Annotated in this window: 16 protein-coding genes; 8 read left to right on the top strand and 8 right to left on the bottom strand. The window is 57.8% G+C overall.

The window, feature by feature from the left end:
• Nucleotides 1–184: 184 nt before the first annotated feature.
• From BMW97_RS09545 to BMW97_RS09530, 4 genes are all read right to left on the bottom strand, one after another.
• Nucleotides 185–772 carry a cytochrome b gene (locus BMW97_RS09545; protein WP_045909828.1) on the bottom strand — a complete coding sequence of 196 codons (588 nt, stop codon included), beginning with the start codon at nt 770–772 and terminating at the stop codon, nt 185–187.
• The gene (locus BMW97_RS09540; protein ID WP_045909827.1) at nt 769–1,842 is read right to left on the bottom strand and encodes a catalase family peroxidase; all 1,074 of its coding nucleotides are present in this window, start codon (nt 1,840–1,842) and stop codon (nt 769–771) included. Before BMW97_RS09540 ends, BMW97_RS09545 begins: the two co-directional genes overlap by 4 nt.
• Nucleotides 1,843–2,004: 162 nt before the next feature.
• Nucleotides 2,005–2,616, bottom strand: a complete 612-nt coding sequence (locus tag BMW97_RS09535) for a flavin reductase family protein (protein ID WP_045909826.1) — start codon at nt 2,614–2,616, stop codon at nt 2,005–2,007.
• A 217-nt stretch (nt 2,617–2,833) separates the two neighbouring features.
• Entirely contained in the window at nt 2,834–4,039 is a 1,206-nt protein-coding gene (locus tag BMW97_RS09530; protein WP_045909825.1) for an L-dopachrome tautomerase-related protein, read from the bottom strand.
• A 109-nt stretch (nt 4,040–4,148) separates the two neighbouring features.
• On the opposite strand from BMW97_RS09530, the gene BMW97_RS09525 reads away from it, so the two are divergent.
• A complete protein-coding gene (locus BMW97_RS09525; RefSeq protein ID WP_045909824.1) occupies nt 4,149–5,048 on the top strand; it encodes a LysR family transcriptional regulator in 900 nt (299 codons plus the stop codon).
• A 16-nt stretch (nt 5,049–5,064) separates the two neighbouring features.
• Entirely contained in the window at nt 5,065–5,574 is a 510-nt protein-coding gene (locus tag BMW97_RS09520; protein WP_025912602.1) for a hypothetical protein, read from the top strand.
• Nucleotides 5,575–5,605: 31 nt separating this feature from the next.
• Here the strand turns inward: BMW97_RS09520 and BMW97_RS09515 are convergent, their stop codons facing one another.
• Both BMW97_RS09515 and BMW97_RS09510 read right to left on the bottom strand, forming a co-directional pair.
• Nucleotides 5,606–7,390: a diguanylate cyclase gene (locus tag BMW97_RS09515; RefSeq protein ID WP_045909823.1), complete on the bottom strand. Its 1,785-nt coding sequence runs from the start codon at nt 7,388–7,390 to the stop codon at nt 5,606–5,608.
• 119 nt (nt 7,391–7,509) lie between these two features.
• Nucleotides 7,510–8,619, bottom strand: a complete 1,110-nt coding sequence (locus BMW97_RS09510; protein ID WP_045909822.1) for an AI-2E family transporter — start codon at nt 8,617–8,619, stop codon at nt 7,510–7,512.
• Between the two features lie 363 nt (nt 8,620–8,982).
• Between BMW97_RS09510 and mmuP the strand changes: the two genes are divergently transcribed.
• The 6 genes from mmuP (at nt 8,983) to tauD (ending at nt 14,918) form a co-directional block, all read left to right on the top strand.
• Complete coding sequence (gene mmuP / locus BMW97_RS09505; protein ID WP_045909821.1) at nt 8,983–10,383, top strand: S-methylmethionine permease; 1,401 nt, start codon at nt 8,983–8,985, stop codon at nt 10,381–10,383.
• Entirely contained in the window at nt 10,370–11,302 is a 933-nt protein-coding gene (gene mmuM, locus BMW97_RS09500; RefSeq protein WP_045909820.1) for a homocysteine S-methyltransferase, read from the top strand. The genes mmuP and mmuM overlap by 14 nt, the downstream gene beginning before the upstream one ends.
• Nucleotides 11,303–11,508: 206 nt before the next feature.
• Nucleotides 11,509–12,471 (top strand): taurine ABC transporter substrate-binding protein, encoded by a 963-nt coding sequence (tauA, locus tag BMW97_RS09495; protein WP_001018397.1) that lies wholly within the window; start codon nt 11,509–11,511, stop codon nt 12,469–12,471.
• A gap of 10 nt (nt 12,472–12,481) precedes the next feature.
• Nucleotides 12,482–13,249, top strand: coding sequence for a taurine ABC transporter ATP-binding subunit (tauB, locus tag BMW97_RS09490; RefSeq protein WP_045909819.1), 768 nt, complete (start codon nt 12,482–12,484; stop codon nt 13,247–13,249).
• Nucleotides 13,246–14,073 carry a taurine ABC transporter permease TauC gene (gene tauC / locus BMW97_RS09485; protein ID WP_008503401.1) on the top strand — a complete coding sequence of 276 codons (828 nt, stop codon included), beginning with the start codon at nt 13,246–13,248 and terminating at the stop codon, nt 14,071–14,073. Before tauB ends, tauC begins: the two co-directional genes overlap by 4 nt.
• Nucleotides 14,070–14,918 (top strand): taurine dioxygenase, encoded by an 849-nt coding sequence (gene tauD, locus BMW97_RS09480; RefSeq protein WP_045909818.1) that lies wholly within the window; start codon nt 14,070–14,072, stop codon nt 14,916–14,918. Before tauC ends, tauD begins: the two co-directional genes overlap by 4 nt.
• 105 nt (nt 14,919–15,023) lie before the next feature.
• Here the strand turns inward: tauD and BMW97_RS09475 are convergent, their stop codons facing one another.
• Together BMW97_RS09475 and hemB are read right to left on the bottom strand one after the other, a co-directional pair.
• The gene (locus BMW97_RS09475) at nt 15,024–16,724 is read right to left on the bottom strand and encodes a bifunctional ornithine lipid synthase OlsF (RefSeq protein WP_045909817.1); all 1,701 of its coding nucleotides are present in this window, start codon (nt 16,722–16,724) and stop codon (nt 15,024–15,026) included.
• Between the two features lie 127 nt (nt 16,725–16,851).
• Nucleotides 16,852–17,826, bottom strand: a complete 975-nt coding sequence (hemB, locus tag BMW97_RS09470; protein ID WP_045909816.1) for a porphobilinogen synthase — start codon at nt 17,824–17,826, stop codon at nt 16,852–16,854.
• Nucleotides 17,827–18,152 lie beyond the last annotated feature (326 nt).

Here is an 18,152-nt window from a genome sequence, read left to right as displayed (position 1 = left end):
GTTTAAAAAATAATCGTTTTAATTGAGAGATATTATCTTCCACGATAATTGTGGGGTGTCCATGGCTTTTTGGCGCGCGAATTTAGCGGCTAAATACGCGCCCCGGTTGTGTGCGCTGTTTCAGGATGGCGATGATAAGCGAGGACACGAACATTCTGATTGTGCGTGTCCCCTGGCGCTTGCCTTACTTCAGGTCATCCCGGATGGCTGACGCCGGCTTACCCCCTTTCGCCATGCTGGCAAACACTGCGTCCCGGTAGATCCACGCATGAACGAGTGCGGCGGAGAGATGGACCAGCACCACGGCAAAAAGCAACTTTGCCAGAAGGCTATGGGCGTCGTGACACCAGGCAAAGAGTGCCGGACTGGTCGGGACAATTGCCGGCAGGTTGACGCCATCAAACATGACAATTGGCAGGCCCGCTGCCGACAGTTGCGCCCAGCCCAGCAGCGGCATTGCCAGCATTAACCCATACAGCATCCAGTGTGATGCCTTTGCGGCAAGCACCTGCCAGACGGGCAAATCGGCAGGAAGTGGGGGCGTCCGGCTCAGAAGTCGGTTGACCAGACGAACCAGTGCCAGCAGTAAAATGGCGATCCCCAGCGGCCGGTGGAGGTCGATTAGCCAAATCCGGTGATGTAACGACGTCATCATCGCGGCACCGATGAAAAGCATGGTCAGGATCATCACCGCCATCAGCCAGTGCAGGCTTCGCGCCAGGGTATTGAAATGCTGCGGCGCGTGCTCTCGCCTGTCTTTATTTGAGCTCATTTTACCTCCTGCTTTTGCACGGCTTCGGTGGCCTTGCCGTAGCCGATTTCCCGCTCACGGCGGCTGAAAGAGTGGGAGTAGGCCGCGGAGCGGGCGTTTAAGATGGGATCATCAGACACCGCAACGCCTGCAGGAACGACAGAAGGGTCAAAGTTAACGTCGCGGCACGCGCCTGTGGATTGTGCTTCGACCCGCGTCACTTCCAGCGTGCCGGCTACCACCTTTTTGCGATCGTCCGGCCATGGCTGGGAAGGGTCATCCACCGGATCGCCCGGCTGTGCGAGCTGCAAAACGTAATCCCAGTAGAGGGGCTTCTGCGCCAGGCGCTGACGCAGGTTTTCGAACAGGAAGTTGTCATCGGCTTTCTGTCGTTGCTCATCGCTTATCGACAGGAAAGGCTCGTGCGGACGCATCATCCAGCGAACGGCTTGACGTTCCCCCTGCGCGTTCACAAGGTAAAAGGCGTTAATGCTGTAAAACGTCGCGCCCGCGAAGCTGCCGGGCGCGGGTTTTTGTGCCGCCCATTTAAGGTATTTCTCCGCCTCCGGGTACGCTTTTAAAAAGTCTTTGAGACGCTGCGGATCCGGTTTCCCGGTGGCCGCATCAACGGCCGTGGCTTTTCGCAAGGCCAGAAAACCTTCCGGGCTGTGCGTGGCGAAGAAAGGCTCGTTGTTCATCGCCATTCGCCATTGTTGCCTGTCATCTGTCTTTAGCAGTAGCGCCATGCTCAGGGTTTTGGTCGTACTATCCGGGGCATGCGGATCGCCAGTACCAATAGAGAATCGACCCACCACGGGCACTTCATGCTGTGAAAAGAGGCGGGAGGTTGAAAGGGAATCCGCCGAGCCGTTTGGCGTAAAGGTGCCGGCAAAGCAGATGCCTTTTCCATGCGCGCGGCGAAAACCCGGCGGGAAGGGTTTCGGTGTTTCCCCTACCAGTGCCTGGCTGACCGTGCGTGATCCAAGCCAGCCCGCCGTCCATGCAAAAGCAGATGCCAGCGTACCGGCGACAACGGCGATCGCTGCCAGCGCGCCCCAGGTTTTTTTGGATCTCAAATCCAGTTTCGACATAGACGTTTTTCCAGAACAAAATATCTTCACCTGTCATGCGCTATGAATTGCGCGTGACAGGTCTTAATACAGTGGCGAATATGGCTCGAGTATAGGAACTAAGGGGCGTAAAGAAAGAATATCACGAAAAGTTTAAACCTTTCCGCTGCAAAAAAGACCGGGTTACTCATCGTGGCGGAAGTTGTGACCGAGTCGGTGACCCAGCGAGAAATAGTGGCGAAATAGATAATAGAGGGGGTTCCATTTCTCCACATTAAATTTTACTCCTCTCTGAGTACGAATTAATAAAGCCTCAGATATGTGGACGCAGGTTATCGTGGCATCAACGGACACCAGGTTCCCCTGCGAACCGGTCAGGGGCGCTATCCCGCCAACCTTAGCCTCTATTTGTACAGGACACTCTTTAATTCTCAACGAGTTAATCGTCACCGCCTTTTCCTTATGGAAATTTCTGCAGCTAAACTTGTCCTGTTCAAAAACATATCCCATTTTTTTCTTCCATTCCGGTGGCGATGCTTTTCCCGTTTTATTTGCGATAGCTTCAATATTCGGCCAGAGCCTGCTGTCCGGGATGTTCAGAACAATATCGGGGTTACCTGTGATATTTTCATAACACTTTCCGGAGGTGCCAAGCCCGAACACGATATTCCGGTCGAGGATCCACCACGAGGAGACCGGGCTCAGGTTGGTTGAACCGTCAGGATTTTGGCTGGAGATAATGGCGACCGGTGTACCAAAATATAAAGAAGCAAAATCGACCTGCTGGGTTTTCATTTTATCATCCTCTGATTAACGAAGGCCCAGTCTACGTTGTGCAAACGTGCGTTACTTCGGTGAAGCGCGAAGTAAAACGCGCCTCACGGAATTTCCAGGAGCGCAATATTAACCACTTCTTTCTGAGCATGGGGAAGACATCACGTTCAGCCTTTAAGGAAATAAGAACGTGTGAAATTATGAGCCCATATATGCAGGTCTCCTGGTTTACTTGCCCTTATTTTTGTAAAGCATCGAGACGCAAGCGCCACAAATCATAGCGTTCTTCTCCCGGTTTAACGGTTCCCGCGAAGTGGTCATTGAGGCGACTCGAGGTAAATACCAGGTCTCCGTTCGGACGGATTGCCGGCGTGTCTGGCCAGCGCACCTCTTCGCTTGCCGCAATCAGCGACATGGAATGGGTTTCAGGATCGTATCTGACGATACCATTGCGTGTGACATCGGTAATGTAGAGGTTACCTTTTACATCTGTCACCATTCCGTCGGTGTTGCCCCCCACGCGACCCAGATCGCGGATCTGCCCGGCAATTTGCGCATTGGTTGACGCAGGCTGCCTCAGTATCGCAGTTGGTACCGCATAGGCGTGCGTGCCGGTTGTCACCGTCCAGTACAGCGTGCCCGCATCGGGTGAAAGCGCAATACCATTGATACCAATCAGTAATGGTTTACCAGGCCAGACTTCAACCCCGTGCGAGACGACGTTTACGCCTGGCTCAATCTGCAGCGCAGGATGACGATCGAGCACGCGCCGGGCTGTACCGGTAGCGAAATCGACGATAATTAGTCCCACCTGGTTTTCAGGCGCACTCCGCGAGCCGCTGTCGGAGATATAGGCGACACGGCGGTTCTCATCGACCACCACATCATTAAGAAAACTGGCCTTGCGGTCCGCTACGTCGTCCAGGGCGATACGTTTGATGGTGCGGCCAGAGCGGAGATCCAGTACGACCAGTTTCTGCGCCCCCGTGGGGGACTCTGTTTCGCCTGCAACAAACCCCATGTCCAGTGCCCATAGCCAGCCGTTTTTACGGTCAATATAAAAACCGAGCACGTTCCGCAGGCTCTGAGCGGGATCGGTGTTCACCGCATTCCCCTCGCTGGAGGGAAACGCCGTCAGGCGGGCAGGGCCAGACTGCGCCGTCGTATCCAGAATGCTTAACGTGGCGGGTGCTGCGGCGGAAACCAGCCGGGGCGTGCTGACAAAGGCCCGGTCCATTGCATCAAAGTGGATACCTGCAATAGGTGCATTGACCGAACCGGAAAACGTCGCAGGAATCTTCCCGTCTTGAGCGGTATCCCAGCTCACACCGGCATAGCTTCGCCAGCGCTCCAGAGGCGGGTGGTTCGCCGCGTTGACAACACTCGGGAAAGCGAACAACGCCGCCATTGCGATGGCGGGCAGAATAAGGGGGCGGTTGAACATTGACAGGCTCCAGTAGCGCGTTCAGGTGATGAATGCTGGCCACTTTACTCATCGCCCAACGGGAGATAAATTAGCCAAATTGAAAAACATTTGTTCCTGAGAGAGCAAAATGAGCCGGAAATTCGATTACCTCGGCGACGTAGAAGTCTTCATTGCTGTGGTTGAGCACGGCTCGTTTACTGCCGCAGCGGTTGCCCTTTCAACCACCCCTTCGGTACTGAGCCGCGCGGTCACCCGTCTGGAAGCGCGTCTTGGACGGCAACTGTTACAGCGCACGACCCGCCGGGTGGGGCTGACTGAAGCCGGACGCGTCTATCTTGAGCAGGCGCGTTCTGCGTTTTCTCTGCTCGATGACGCCGAACGCGTTGGCCGGGGTCAGGAGGGCGATCTGACCGGTCGCGTGAGAATGAGTGTCCCAACCACCTATGCCCACTACCGCCTGCCGCCGCTGCTGGCGCATTATAATCAACGCTACCCACGCGTACAGGTGGAGCTGAACATTACCAATCGCAACGTTGACCTGATCGCAGAGGGGTTCGATCTGGCGATCCGTCTGGGACAGTTGCCTGACAGTGGACTTGTGGCGCGTAAGCTGGAAGACGCGTCATTGCTCCTGGTCGCCTCCCCGGACTACCTGCATCGGAGAGGAAAGCCTCAGACGCTGGAAGAGCTGCAGCGCCATCAGTGCCTGCCGTTTATCATGCCGCGCACCGGGCGTATCGCCCCCTGGGTATTTCATGATGAAGGGCGCGATATTGACTGGATGCCGGGTTCAGCTATCGAAATATCAGACGATGTACTCGGCGTGGTTTCGCTGGCGGAGCAGGGGATGGGGATCTGCCAAAGCTATGAATTTATCGTCCGCGACAGAATACAGGGCGGCCAGTTAGTTGAGGTGCTGCCGCACCTTCGGGGACGATCGCGACCTTTCTCCGTGCTGTTTGCCCCGCACCGACGTCAGTCAGCAGCCACCCGGGCAATGATTGACCTTCTGACCCGACAAGAATGACAAGGACGAGTCCACCATGAAAAAAGCGCGTTTTTCCTTTTGGATCCCTCTCATCGCGGGCGGGATAGCACTGATATCGGCTTTTGTGGTCTGGTCAGTCAATATTTACCGCGTGACATACCTTTCGATCCGCGGGGAGCAGTACCTTGCCTGTGGGGCGTTGCTGCTGGCGCTGGTGCCGATGGTCTATTTCATCAGAAAGGGGAGACTGAAAGGTAAGCGCCTTGCTGACGCGGTAAAAATCTACCTCGGCTTCTTTATTTGCAGCCTGCCGGTTGCCATGTTCGCGGTCTTTACAACGGCCTGGCTGCTGGAGGGGGACTATTCGGCCTGGAGCAAACCTTACCGGTATGAGTCCAGTACCCGCCACACCTGCTCGGGTGCGGAAGTCTACGAGCCGGAATTAAAGAAAGAGATCCGCATCTGTAACCCGCAGGGTAACGTTTATTCCGATACCACCCTGTATGTGGAAAAGCGGAGCAATGCCCTGGGGATTGTCGTGCTTTGGGCTATCACGCGCGCCTGAATCGGGGAAAGTCAGGGCGAGAGAATCAGCGTCAGCCCGCCTCCAGCATCCCAAAACTCACAATCCGCGCGCGTCCCAGCTCTTTTGCCCGGTATAGCGCCACATCCGCAGCGCGCAGCAGGTTGTCGGTCTGGGCATGTTGTGGGTAGCTGGCAATGCCAATCGACACGTCCACCGGCCCAATCTCGGTCAGCCCGTAGCGAAGCGAAAGCTCATGCACGCCGGTGTAAATCTTCTGCGCGCAGGCGTACGCTTCTGCTTCATCGGCACCGGAAAGCAACACCAGAAACTCCTCGCCGCCGTAGCGGAATGCCAGCCCGTTGTCATGTGCGGCCCGCTGAACAATTGACGCCACGCTTTTGATCACCAGATCGCCCGCTTCATGGCCGAAACGATCGTTAATGCTCTTGAAGTGGTCGATATCAATCATCATGCAGCTTAACGGTACGCCAGTGCGTATCGCCTGTGCCGTTTGGGTTTGCAGGGTATCTTCCAGATGATGACGATTACGCAGGCCGGTGAGCGGGTCAAACAACGCTTTTTCCAGCAACGCGTCGCGCAGACGCTGGTTGGCCAGCGCAAGCCCGAGCGCCTCGGCCATCAGCTCCAGATACGCGCGGGAAGGGGCATTATCCGCCGTGATATTCTGGAAGGAGAGCAGGCCAATGGCCTCACCCTGAGCGATAAGCGGCACGCAAAGCGCGCTTTCCGCCTGGGATGCCGGAAGATGATAACAGGCAATATCCGGCTCGCCGTTCACCGGCGGGTGACTCTGCCCGCGACGCACGGCCCAGCACTCGTCCGGGTGGAACGTCGTCTCTTCACCAATCGGCGAAAGCCATTGCGCGACGCAGCGCATCTGCCACGGCTCGCGGTCAAGGACGTAGAGTCGGCCCGCGATCCCCGGCGCGATATTGGGGGCAAACAGCTCCGCCACGTTAATCACATCGTTAAAGTTCTCACACCCCTGCAGCCGCTGGGTCATGCGCGCCAGCAGCTCGCGGATGGCCCAGTCGGCATCGCGCTCTTTTTCCAGACGCTGCCGCGCCAGGCCGTTTTCACGGAAGATGCTGATGGCCTGAGCCATATCGCCTATCTCATCAATCTGGTTGAAATTGGGCGTTTCAACCGCGTAATCCTGGGATGCCAGACGGTGCACCACGTCGCTCAGGCGTACCACGGGGCGCAGCACGCGGCGCTTTAATATAAAGCCGAGCACAAACAGGAACAGCAGGGCGGTCAGGCCGACCGTCAGCTCAGAGGCGGTACGCAGCGCTTTCGATTTTTTTGTCGCATCTTTTACGGAGCCGATAACGCGCTTGTCGAGTATCTGGCGAAAGTGATCGATCTGATTCTGCGCGCGATCCAGCTCCTGCTCATAGGGCTGACCATAGAGCAAGGCTACGGCCTGGGCGTCTTCACCGCGTTCCAGGCTGGCGAGGGCGGTTTGCTGCTCGTCCTGCAGCTCATCGACGATCTTTATTCCTTCATGCAGCAGGGCCAGTTCTTCATCCGATGCGCCGTTATCCTGCAGTTTTTCCAGACGAAGCTCGATGCGCTTCAGGCTGTTTTCTGCCTGGTTATATTCCTTGAGCACCTGAGGATCTTTTTTAATGACGTACAGCCGCGCTAAATCAGACTGCGCCCAGATATCGGTTTCGATATCTTCCGTCAGCTGATCAAATTTCTGCCGTTGTTCAACGGCCTGACGTTCGAGGGTATCCGCACTGGACGCCATCAGCATGATGATGCCGGAGGCGATGGTCAGGCAGACCGTGGCCCCATAGGCCCAGTTTGTTATCGTCGCGATTCGCACCAGATGATCCTTTTACGACATGAGTAGGATGGCGTTCTTCAAATTATAGAAAACGTCTGATTTAAGGCGAAAAAAAAGGCGGCACAGTGCCGCCTGGTGTGGTCTTTATCGTCACGTCCTTACAAATCTGGAGGATTTTTTCCTTCTTCGATGAAATCCGCGTCCAGCTCTTCGGCGTTACCTTCGTGATCGCGTCCGGAAAAGAGGTTCCAGCAGGCGATAAACAGCGCGGCGATGAGCGGCCCGATCACAAAGCCGTTAATGCCGTACAGCTCCATGCCGCCGAGAGTGGAGATCAGAATCAGGTAGTCCGGCATTTTGGTGTCTTTCCCCACCAGCAGCGGGCGCAGAATATTGTCCACCAGCCCGACGATAATCACGAAAAAGCCGACAATAAACAGCCCCTGCCAGATCTGGTGCGTGGCGAAGAGGAAGATAGCGGCGGGCACCCAGACAATCGCTGAGCCGATGGCGGGTACCAGCGAGAGGAACGCCATCAGTGCGCCCCAGAGCACGCTGCCGTCGATACCGGCAATGGCAAAGGCAATCCCGCCGAGGATGCCCTGAACCACGGCCACCGCCGCCGTCCCTTTTACCGTGGCGCGTGACACGCCGACGAATTTGGCGAACAGATGCTGCTTGGCAAAATCGGACAGGGGCAGGGAGTCGAGGATCTGGCGTACCAGATACGGGCCGTCTTTCAGCAGGAAGAACAGCAGATACAGCATGATGCCGAAGCTAATCGCAAAGCCAAACGTCCCCTTGCCAATCAGAAACGCGCTGCCGGCGAGATACTGTCCGCCCTGCAGGGCGACATCGGAGAGTTTTTTCTGGATCTGCGCCGCGTTGGTCAGGTTGTGATCCGCGAGGAAGCCGCTGGCCCAGTCAGGCAGGTGGTTGAAGATGCTCGCCACCACTTCCGGGAACTGGGTGTTGTTCTCCTGCAGTTTGGTGTAAACCACATTCAGCTCAATGGCGAGCGAGGAGAGGATCACCATCAGCGGAATAAAGACGATCAGGCAGATAATACCGATGGTCAACAGCGAGGCCAGCCCGTTGCGATCCCCCAGCGCGGCGCGCAGCTTGTTTTTTACCGGGTTGAAGATAACGGTCAGAATGGCGGCCCACAGTATCGCGGAGAAGTAGGGCGACAGCACGTCGAAGAAGGCCCAGGTCACAAGGGCGAGAATGAAAATAAAGAAACCTTTAGTCAGTCCGTTAAAGCGCATCAGTCAGTCCTGGTTACTAAGAAACTGTGACGACTATAGAACCGATTGTGAGAATTACCAACCTTGCACCGGGTGGCGGCTGCGCCTTACCCGTCTTGCGGGCAGTGTTACGGTATGACTTCGCGCTTTACGGATACCACTTTCGACTGACCGAAGATCGCCTTTTCCCGCACCATGCTGTAAGTATCTGCTTGCGGAGGTGCTTATGGCCTGGCGTCCGATTCTCTATGTGATCCTCACAACCCACCCCAGACTCAGCGCGCGGCGCGCCCGTTTGCGTCTGGTCATCTAGCTTTTTATTAACAATCGCGGTATAACACACCTTCTTTGGATGTTTAGATGTCCATACGTATAGAAGGTAATATGCAAACACAACAAGAAAATGGGCAGCTTAAGCGCACCATGAAAACACGCCACCTGATCATGCTCTCGCTGGGTGGCGTGATTGGGACAGGGTTATTCTTCAATACCGGCTACATCATTTCCACGACCGGGGCGGCGGGCACGCTGCTGGCGTACCTGATCGGCGCGCTGGTGGTCTGGCTGGTGATGCAGTGTCTGGGCGAACTCTCCGTGGCGATGCCGGAAACCGGCGCGTTCCACGTCTATGCTGCCCGCTATCTTGGCCCGGCGACGGGCTACACCGTGGCGTGGCTTTACTGGCTCACCTGGACGGTGGCGCTCGGGTCGAGCTTTACCGCCGCCGGGTTCTGCATGCAGTACTGGTTCCCGCAGGTGCCCGTCTGGGCGTGGTGCGTGGTCTTCTGCGTGGTGATTTTTGGCCTGAATGTCATCTCAACGCGCTTTTTTGCGGAAGGTGAATTCTGGTTCTCCCTGGTGAAAGTCATCACCATCATTGCCTTCATTATTCTTGGCGGCGCGGCGGTCTTTGGCTTTATTCCGATGCAGGACGGTTCACCCGCGCCGGGCTTAAGCAACATCACCGCCGAGGGCTGGTTCCCGCACGGCGGTCTGCCGATCCTGATGACCATGGTGGCGGTGAACTTTGCCTTCTCCGGGACCGAGCTTATCGGTATTGCCGCAGGGGAAACGGAAAATCCGCACAAGGTGATTCCGGTCGCGATCCGTACCACTATTGCGCGCCTGATTATCTTCTTTATCGGCACCGTGTTTGTGCTGGCGGCGCTGATCCCGATGCAGCAGGCGGGCGTGGAAAAGAGCCCGTTCGTGCTGGTGTTTGAAAAGGTCGGTATTCGTTACGCGGCGGATATTTTTAACTTCGTGATCCTGACGGCGATCCTCTCGGCGGCGAACTCCGGACTGTACGCCTCCGGGCGCATGCTGTGGTCGCTCTCTAATGAGAAAACGCTCCCGCGCTGCTTTGCCCGAGTGAACAAAAACGGCGTGCCGCTGACGGCGCTGTCGGTTTCTATGCTCGGCGGCGTGCTGGCGCTGTTCTCAAGCGTCGTGGCGCCTGACACGGTGTTTGTCGCGCTCTCGGCGATTTCTGGCTTTGCGGTGGTGGCCGTCTGGATCAGCATCTGCGCGTCGCACTTCGTTTTCCGTCGTCGCCATCTGCAGTCCGGGCAGCCGCTCTCTGCGCTGCAGTACCGTGCGCCGTGGTATCCGCTGGTACCGGTGCTCGGTTTTATCCTCTGCGTGGTGGCCTGTGTCGGCCTGTGGTTTGACCCAAGCCAGCGCATTGCCCTTTATTGCGGGATTCCGTTTGTCGCCCTGTGTTATGGTGCCTACTATCTGACCCGAAATATGACATCGCAGGAGCCCGAACATGTCGCAGAATAATCCGCTTACCGCCCTCCTTGAAAAGCAGCCGTTTGTGGTGCTGGATGGCGCGATGGCGACGGAGCTGGAAGCGCGCGGCTGCAACCTGGCAGACAGCCTCTGGTCTGCCAAAGTGCTGATGGAAAACCCGGAGCTTATCCGCGAAGTGCATCTTGATTATTACCGCGCAGGTGCGCAGGTGGCGATCACCGCCAGCTATCAGGCCACGCCTGCGGGTTTTGCGGCGCGCGGCCTGGACGAGGCGCAGTCCCGGGCGCTGATTGGCAAAAGCGTGGAGCTGGCGCGTAAGGCGCGTGAAGCGTATCTGGCTGAAAATCCGCATGCGGGCACGCTGCTGGTGGCGGGATCCGTTGGACCGTATGGAGCCTATCTGGCGGATGGCTCAGAGTATCGCGGCGACTACGTGCGCAGTGCGGAAGCCTTCACCGACTTCCACCGCCCGCGCGTGGAAGCGCTGCTGGATGCGGGCGCTGACCTGCTGGCCTGCGAAACGCTGCCGTCTTTTGCCGAGATTAAGGCGCTGGCGGCCCTTCTGGCCGGGTATCCCCGCGCCCGGGCGTGGTTCTCCTTTACCCTGCGGGACAGTGAACACCTGAGCGACGGCACGCCTCTGCGTGACGTAGTCAGCGCGCTGGCCGACTCTCCGCATATCGTCGCACTGGGCATTAACTGTATCGCGCTGGAAAACACCACGGCGGCACTGAAGCACCTGCAAAGCCTGACGCCGCTGCCGCTGGTGGTCTACCCGAACTCGGGCGAGCATTATGATGCGGTGACCAAAACCTGGCACCACCACGGCGAAGCGTGCGAGACGCTGGCGGGGTATCTGCCCCAGTGGCTGGACGCCGGAGCGAAGCTGATTGGCGGCTGCTGTCGCACTACGCCGAAGGATATTGCTGAGCTTAACGCGGAGCGCTGAGTTTTTTGCCGGGTGGCGGCTGCGCCTTACCCGGCCTACGGATCGCACAGCGCAGCGCCACCCGGCATAAACAAACGCACAAAACCAACTATCCTTTCCCGCTTTTTATCTAAAAACGAATCGTTATGAGCGATTCATTTTTATTCCTTTATCAAAATTCCCGCGTTGGAAATACTGCCCTCATAACAACAAGGGGAGCAGGTACTATGGCAATTTCATCGCGAATCACACTACTCGGCGCACTGGCGCTGTGGGCATTTCAGGCGCAGGCGGTGGACGTCACCGTCGCGTATCAAACTTCTGCGGAACCGGCGAAAGTCGCGCAGGCGGATAACACCTTTGCAAAAGAGAGCGGCGCGAAAGTTGACTGGCGCAAGTTCGACAGCGGCGCGTCCGTGGTGCGTGCGTTAGCCTCCGGTGACGTGCAGATCGGCAATATCGGCTCCAGCCCGCTGGCGGTCGCGGCCAGCCAGCAGGTGCCGATTGAGGTGTTCCTGCTCGCCTCGCAGCTCGGTAACTCTGAAGCGCTGGTGGTGAAGAAAAACATCACCAAGCCGGAAGACCTGATCGGCAAACGCATCGCCGTGCCGTTTATCTCCACCACCCACTACAGCCTGCTGGCGGCGCTCAAACACTGGGGCATCAAGCCGGGCCAGGTTCAAATCATCAACCTCCAGCCGCCGGCGATTATTGCGGCCTGGCAGCGCGGCGACATTGACGGGGCCTATGTGTGGGCACCGGCCGTGAACGAACTGGAAAAAGACGGCACCGTGCTGACCGACTCCGAAAAAGTGGGCCAGTGGGGCGCGCCAACACTCGACGTGTGGGTCGTGCGTAAAGACTTCGCCGAGAAACATCCTGAGGTGGTGAAAGCCTTCGCGAAAAGCGCGATTGACGCCCAGCAGCCGTACATCAGTAACCCGGATGAATGGCTGAAGCAGCCCGCCAACCTGGAAAAACTCTCCCGCCTGAGCGGCGTACCGGAAGCGGACGTACCGGGGCTGGTGAAGGGCAATACCTATCTGACCCCCGCGCAGCAGGTGCAGCAGCTGACCGGGCCGGTAAACAAAGCGATTGTTGATACCGCCACCTTCCTGAAAGAGCAGGGCAAAGTGCCCGCGGTAGCGACGGATTACAGCCAGTACGTGACCGATCGTTTTGTGAAATAAGGAGTCCGCCATGCTGAATATTACAAATCTGTCTGCTGATTACGGTGGCAAACCCGCGCTGGAGGAGATCAACCTGACGCTGGACAGCGGTGAACTGCTGGTGGTGCTGGGTCCGTCCGGATGCGGAAAAACCACGCTGCTGAATCTGATCGCCGGGTTTGTCCCTTATCAGCATGGCTCCATTCAACTGGAAGGCAAAAAGGTGGAAGGCCCCGGCGCCGAGCGCGGCGTGGTCTTCCAGAATGAAGGCCTGCTCCCATGGCGCAACGTGCAGGAAAACGTGGCGTTTGGGCTGCAGCTTGCGGGCATCAATCGTGAACAGCGGCTGGAAACGGCGCGGGCGATGCTGAAAAAAGTGGGGCTGGAAGGCGCGGAAAAACGCTATATCTGGCAGCTTTCCGGCGGCCAGCGACAGCGTGTCGGGATTGCCCGCGCGCTGGCAGCGAATCCGCAGCTGTTGCTGCTGGACGAGCCGTTCGGGGCGCTCGACGCCTTCACTCGCGAGCAGATGCAAACCCTGCTGTTGCGCCTCTGGCATGAGACGGGCAAGCAGGTGCTGTTGATTACCCACGATATCGAAGAGGCGGTATTTATGGCCACCGAGCTGGTGCTGCTCTCGCCGGGGCCGGGCCGTGTGCTGGAGCGCTTGCCGCTGGAATTCGCCCGCCGCTACGTCGCGGGGGAACCCGTGCGCAGCATCAAATCCGATCCGCTGTTTATCGAACAGCGTGAGTACGTTTTAAGCCGCGTGTTTGAACAGCGGGAGGCCTTCTCATGAGCATCGTCTTCAGTGAAAAAACGCGCCGCACGCGTCTGGCGCTGCGCTGGCCTTTCTCACGTCAAATCACGTTGAGCGTCGGCACGCTGCTGGTGCTGCTGGCGGTGTGGTGGGCAGTTGCTGCCCTGCAGTGGGTCAGCCCGCTGTTTCTGCCGCCGCCGGGACAGGTGCTGACCAAACTCATTACCATCGCCGGCCCGCAGGGCTTTATGGACGCCACGCTCTGGCAGCACTTAGGCGCCAGCCTGGCGCGTATTCTGGTGGCGCTGCTGGCGGCGGTGATTATCGGCATTCCTGTGGGGATTGCGATGGGGCTGAGCCCGACGGTGCGCGGCATCCTCGACCCGCTGATTGAGCTTTACCGCCCGGTCCCCCCGCTGGCCTATCTGCCGCTGATGGTGATTTGGTTCGGCATCGGTGAAACGTCAAAAATCCTGCTGATCTATCTGGCGATTTTCGCCCCGGTTGCCATGTCGGCGCTGGCGGGCGTGAAGAGTGCCCAGCAGGTGCGGATCCGCGCGGCGCAGTCGCTGGGAGCCAGCCGTACGCAGGTGCTGCTGTTCGTGATTTTACCGGGCGCACTGCCGGAGATTTTAACCGGGCTTCGCATCGGCCTTGGCGTGGGCTGGTCCACGCTGGTGGCGGCGGAGCTCATTGCGGCCACGCGCGGCCTTGGGTTTATGGTGCAGTCGGCGGGAGAGTTCCTGGCGACTGACGTGGTGCTGGCAGGGATCGCGGTGATCGCCGCGATCGCCTTCGGATTAGAACTGGGGCTGCGCGCGTTACAGCGCCGTCTGACGCCCTGGCATGGAGAAATACAATGAGTGAACGTCTGACTATCACCCCGCTGGGGCCGTACATTGGTGCACAGGTGTCGGGCCTGGATGTGACCCGTCCGCTGAGCGATAACCAGTTTGAGCAACTGTACCACGCGGTGCTGCGCCATCAGGTGGTGTTCCTGCGCGAGCAGGCGATCACCCCGCAGCAGCAGCGCGCGCTGGCCCTGCGCTTTGGCGATCTGCATATCCACCCGGTCTATCCGCATGCGGAAGGGGTGGAGGAGATTATCGTCCTCGACACCCACAACGATAACCCGCCGGATAACGATAACTGGCATACCGATGTGACCTTTATCGACACGCCGCCTGCGGGGGCGATTCTGGCGGCGAAACGGCTGCCGGAGACGGGGGGCGATACGCTGTGGGCCAGCGGGATTGCGGCGTATGAGGCGCTCTCCGCGCCGCTTCGGACGCTGCTGAGCGGGCTGCGGGCGGAGCATGATTTCAAGAAATCGTTCCCGGAGTACAAGTACCGTAAAACGGAAGAGGAACATCAGCGCTGGCAGGAAGCTGTGGCGAAACATCCTCCGCTGCTGCACCCGGTGGTGCGGACCCATCCGGTGACGGGCAAACAGGCGCTGTTTGTGAACGAAGGGTTCACCACGCGCATCGTGGACGTGACGGAAAAAGAGAGTGAGGCGCTGTTAGGTTTCCTGTTTGCGCATATCACCAAACCGGAGTTCCAGGTGCGCTGGCGCTGGCAGGAGAACGATCTGGCTATCTGGGATAACCGCGTGACGCAGCATTATGCCAATGCGGACTATCTGCCGCAGCGCCGGATTATGCAGCGGGCGACGATTTTGGGCGATAAGCCATTTTATCGTCCTTAATCCGTCGCTCCCGTAGGCCGGGTAAGCGCAGCGCCACCCGGCGAAAACGGTGCACAATTGCCGGGTGGCGGCTACGCCTTACCCGGCCTACAAAATACCGCACATTTAAAGGTGCGCCTCAATATACCGCTGATAGCGGTTCGCCTTCAGGTAACACAAATCCACCAGCACCAGTCCGTCGACGCAGTTGTTGAATGCCGGGTCGCTGCCAAAATCAATAAACTGCACGCCGCCGGGCTCGCACAGCTCGGAATATTGCTTGTAGAGCGGCGGAATGCCGCAGCCAAGATTGCCGAGCAGGGATTTCAGCTTCGTCAGATCGTCCACGTAATCCACGCCGCCAAACTGCGCCAGCACGTCCGGCAGGGACGCGGGATACGGCTGGCGCGAGGCGGCGAGCGGATGCGTCGCCGGGAACCACAGGCGGTAAAAGGCGACCAGCAGATCCCGCGCGGCAGGCGGTAAGCCACCGGAAATCGAGACCGGGCCAAACAGGTAGCGGTAGTGCGGATAACGCGCCAGATAAGCCCCAATGCCGGACCATAAATAGTCCAGGCCGCGGCGCCCCCAGTAGCGCGGCTGAATAAAGCTGCGCCCCAGCTCAATGCCGTGTTCCAGCACGTCCTGCATTTTGTCGTCGTAGTGAAACAGGCTATAGCTGTACAACCCCTCAACGCCGCGCTTTTCGATCTGCATGGCCGTCGGCATAAAGCGATACGCCCCGACGATCTCCAGATCGTCCTCATCCCACAGGATCAGGTGCAGATAATCATCGTCGTAGCTGTCGGTGTCCCGACGTTTGCCGCTCCCTTCCTCCACCGCGCGAAAGGCAATCTCGCGCAGGCGGCCCAGCTCGCGCAGCAGCGGGGCGTCTTCCTGACCGTTTCGCTGCCAAAGATAGATGGTTTTACCGTCGCTGGTTTTGCCCAGACATTCGGCCTGCGCCAGCGCGCGTTTCAGGGTGGCCCGGTCTTCCGGACGGGCAATGGCGCACTGGGTTTTAAAGACGCCGGGCACTCCCTTGCCAAGACGCATCACGTGCTGACGGCACTGCTCGGCCATCTCACGCGACGAAAGGTTAGCGCTGTGCCAGTGATGCCACGCAATCTGCTGGCCGATTTTGATCGGCAGCTGGCTGTGGCGGCGGCGGAACATCTGCTGCATCAACAGCAGCATCGACAGCGTCGGGGAGACCAGCGTGCTGGCATAAAAGAGCAGGCTGTTATGTGCCTGAATATGCACCGGCAGCAGCGGGGCGCGCAGCTTGCCGGCAAGTTTGATAAAGCCGGAGTGCCACTTTTTGTCGCGAATGCCTTTGCGCGTGGGGCGGGAAACTTCGCCTGCCGGGAAGAAGATCAGCACGCCCGCATTTTGCAGATGCTGTTCCATCTGCACCAGCGACGATTTCGCCGTCCTGCCGCCCATATTGTCCACCGGAATAAACAGCGAGCTGAGGGGCTCAAGGTGGGTCAGCATCCGGTTGGTTACGACTTTAACATCGCGCCGCACGCGGGAGACGGCATACAGCAGCGCCAGTCCGTCCAGCGTACCCGTCGGGTGGTTGGCAATGATGACCAGCGGGCCATGTTCGGGGATTTGTTCGAGATCGCGGGCGGAAACGGTGCAGAGAATATCCAGGTGTTCCAGAACCTGCTCCACCATATCCAGGCCTTTCAGGTGGCGGTGGGCTGCGGCAAATTGCTGAAATTCGTCTTCGTAGAACAGTCTTTTTAACAGACTTTTTTGCCAGGGTGCGGGCCTCGCCTGAGGCCAAAGATCGTCGAGAACGCTATCGAGGCTAAACATGGTCACTCCTCCTGCCGTCTTGCGAAGACAGTAGAAGGCGCAGATGTCGATTGTATTGCAGTTGGGTGAAGATTTGAGCAGAGCGTAGGCCGGGTAAGGCGAAGCCGCCACCCGGCGCTAAAGCGGATTAACGCAGAATTTTCTTCTCGGCCAGATCCAGCGCGAAGTAGCTGAAGATCAGATCCGCGCCCGCGCGTTTGATCGCCCCCAGGCTTTCCAGGATCACTTTCTCTTCATCAATGGCACCCGCCAGGGCGGCGAATTTGATCATCGCGTACTCACCACTCACCTGATAAGCGCCCAGCGGCAACTCGGTGCGCTCGCGGATGTCGCGCAGGATATCCAGGTACGCGCCAGCCGGTTTTACCATCAGGCAATCTGCGCCCTGGGCTTCATCGAGCAGGGATTCACGAATCGCTTCGCGGCGGTTCAGCGGGTTCATCTGATAGGTTTTACGATCGCCTTTCAGCGCCGTACCGGCTGCTTCACGGAACGGGCCGTAGAAGGAGGAGGCAAATTTGGTGGAGTAGGACATGATGGCGGTGTCAGTGAAACCGGCCGCGTCCAGGGCCTGACGAATCGCCTGAACCTGTCCGTCCATCGCGGCAGAAGGTGCGATGAAATCTGCGCCTGCCGCGGCCGCGACAACAGCCTGCTTGCCGAGGTTAAGCAGGGTAGCATCGTTATCCACGCCGTGATCGCACAGCACGCCGCAGTGGCCGTGCGAGGTGTATTCACAGAAGCAGGTGTCGGACATCACCACCATTTCCGGCACGGTTTCTTTGCAGATGCGCGACATGCGGGCGACGAGGCCATCTTCTTTCCACGCGTCGCTGCCGGTCGCGTCAGTATGGTGGGAGATGCCGAAGGTCATCACCGAGCGGATCCCCGCGTTGGCGATACGTTCGATCTCACGCGCCAGATATTTCTCCGGAATGCGCATGACGCCCGGCATGGCCTCGATGGCCTTGTAGTCATCGATCTCTTCTTCAACAAAAATCGGCAACACCAGATCGTTTAAGCTCAGGGTTGTCTCTTCAAACATAGCGCGCAGTGCAGGTGACTTGCGCAGGCGGCGTGGGCGTGCAATTAAATCGGTCATGGTATGCCTGATGTTTGTGGAACAAAGAGGGCTAGTGTACATCAAAGTGAAGACGGGTGTTTTACTAAAGTGGGCATTTTGCTTTTGTGAAATGCGGCAGGTGAGTTTGCCTGTCATAAATAATATATAATGCAGGTCAGTATAACGCTGAGAGGAGAATGAAATATTCGTGTTATTTCTATATGGAAATGAAAGTATAATTAAAAATGATTTATTATTTTCCGGTGTGTTTTTCCGATTGGTTTAGCCGTGTATTAACATTCTGTTTTTATAATATTTATTTTATGACGCCTTATGGTTTGTGGTCTGAATGTGTTTTTGTCTGA

The sequence above is a fragment of the Enterobacter sp. NFIX58 genome, assembly GCF_900110475.1.
GTDB classification, from domain to species: Bacteria; Pseudomonadota; Gammaproteobacteria; order Enterobacterales; family Enterobacteriaceae; genus Enterobacter; species Enterobacter quasiroggenkampii.
The sequence above is the reverse complement of the archived record's forward strand: the minus strand, read 5'-3'. Positions and strand labels throughout refer to the sequence as shown.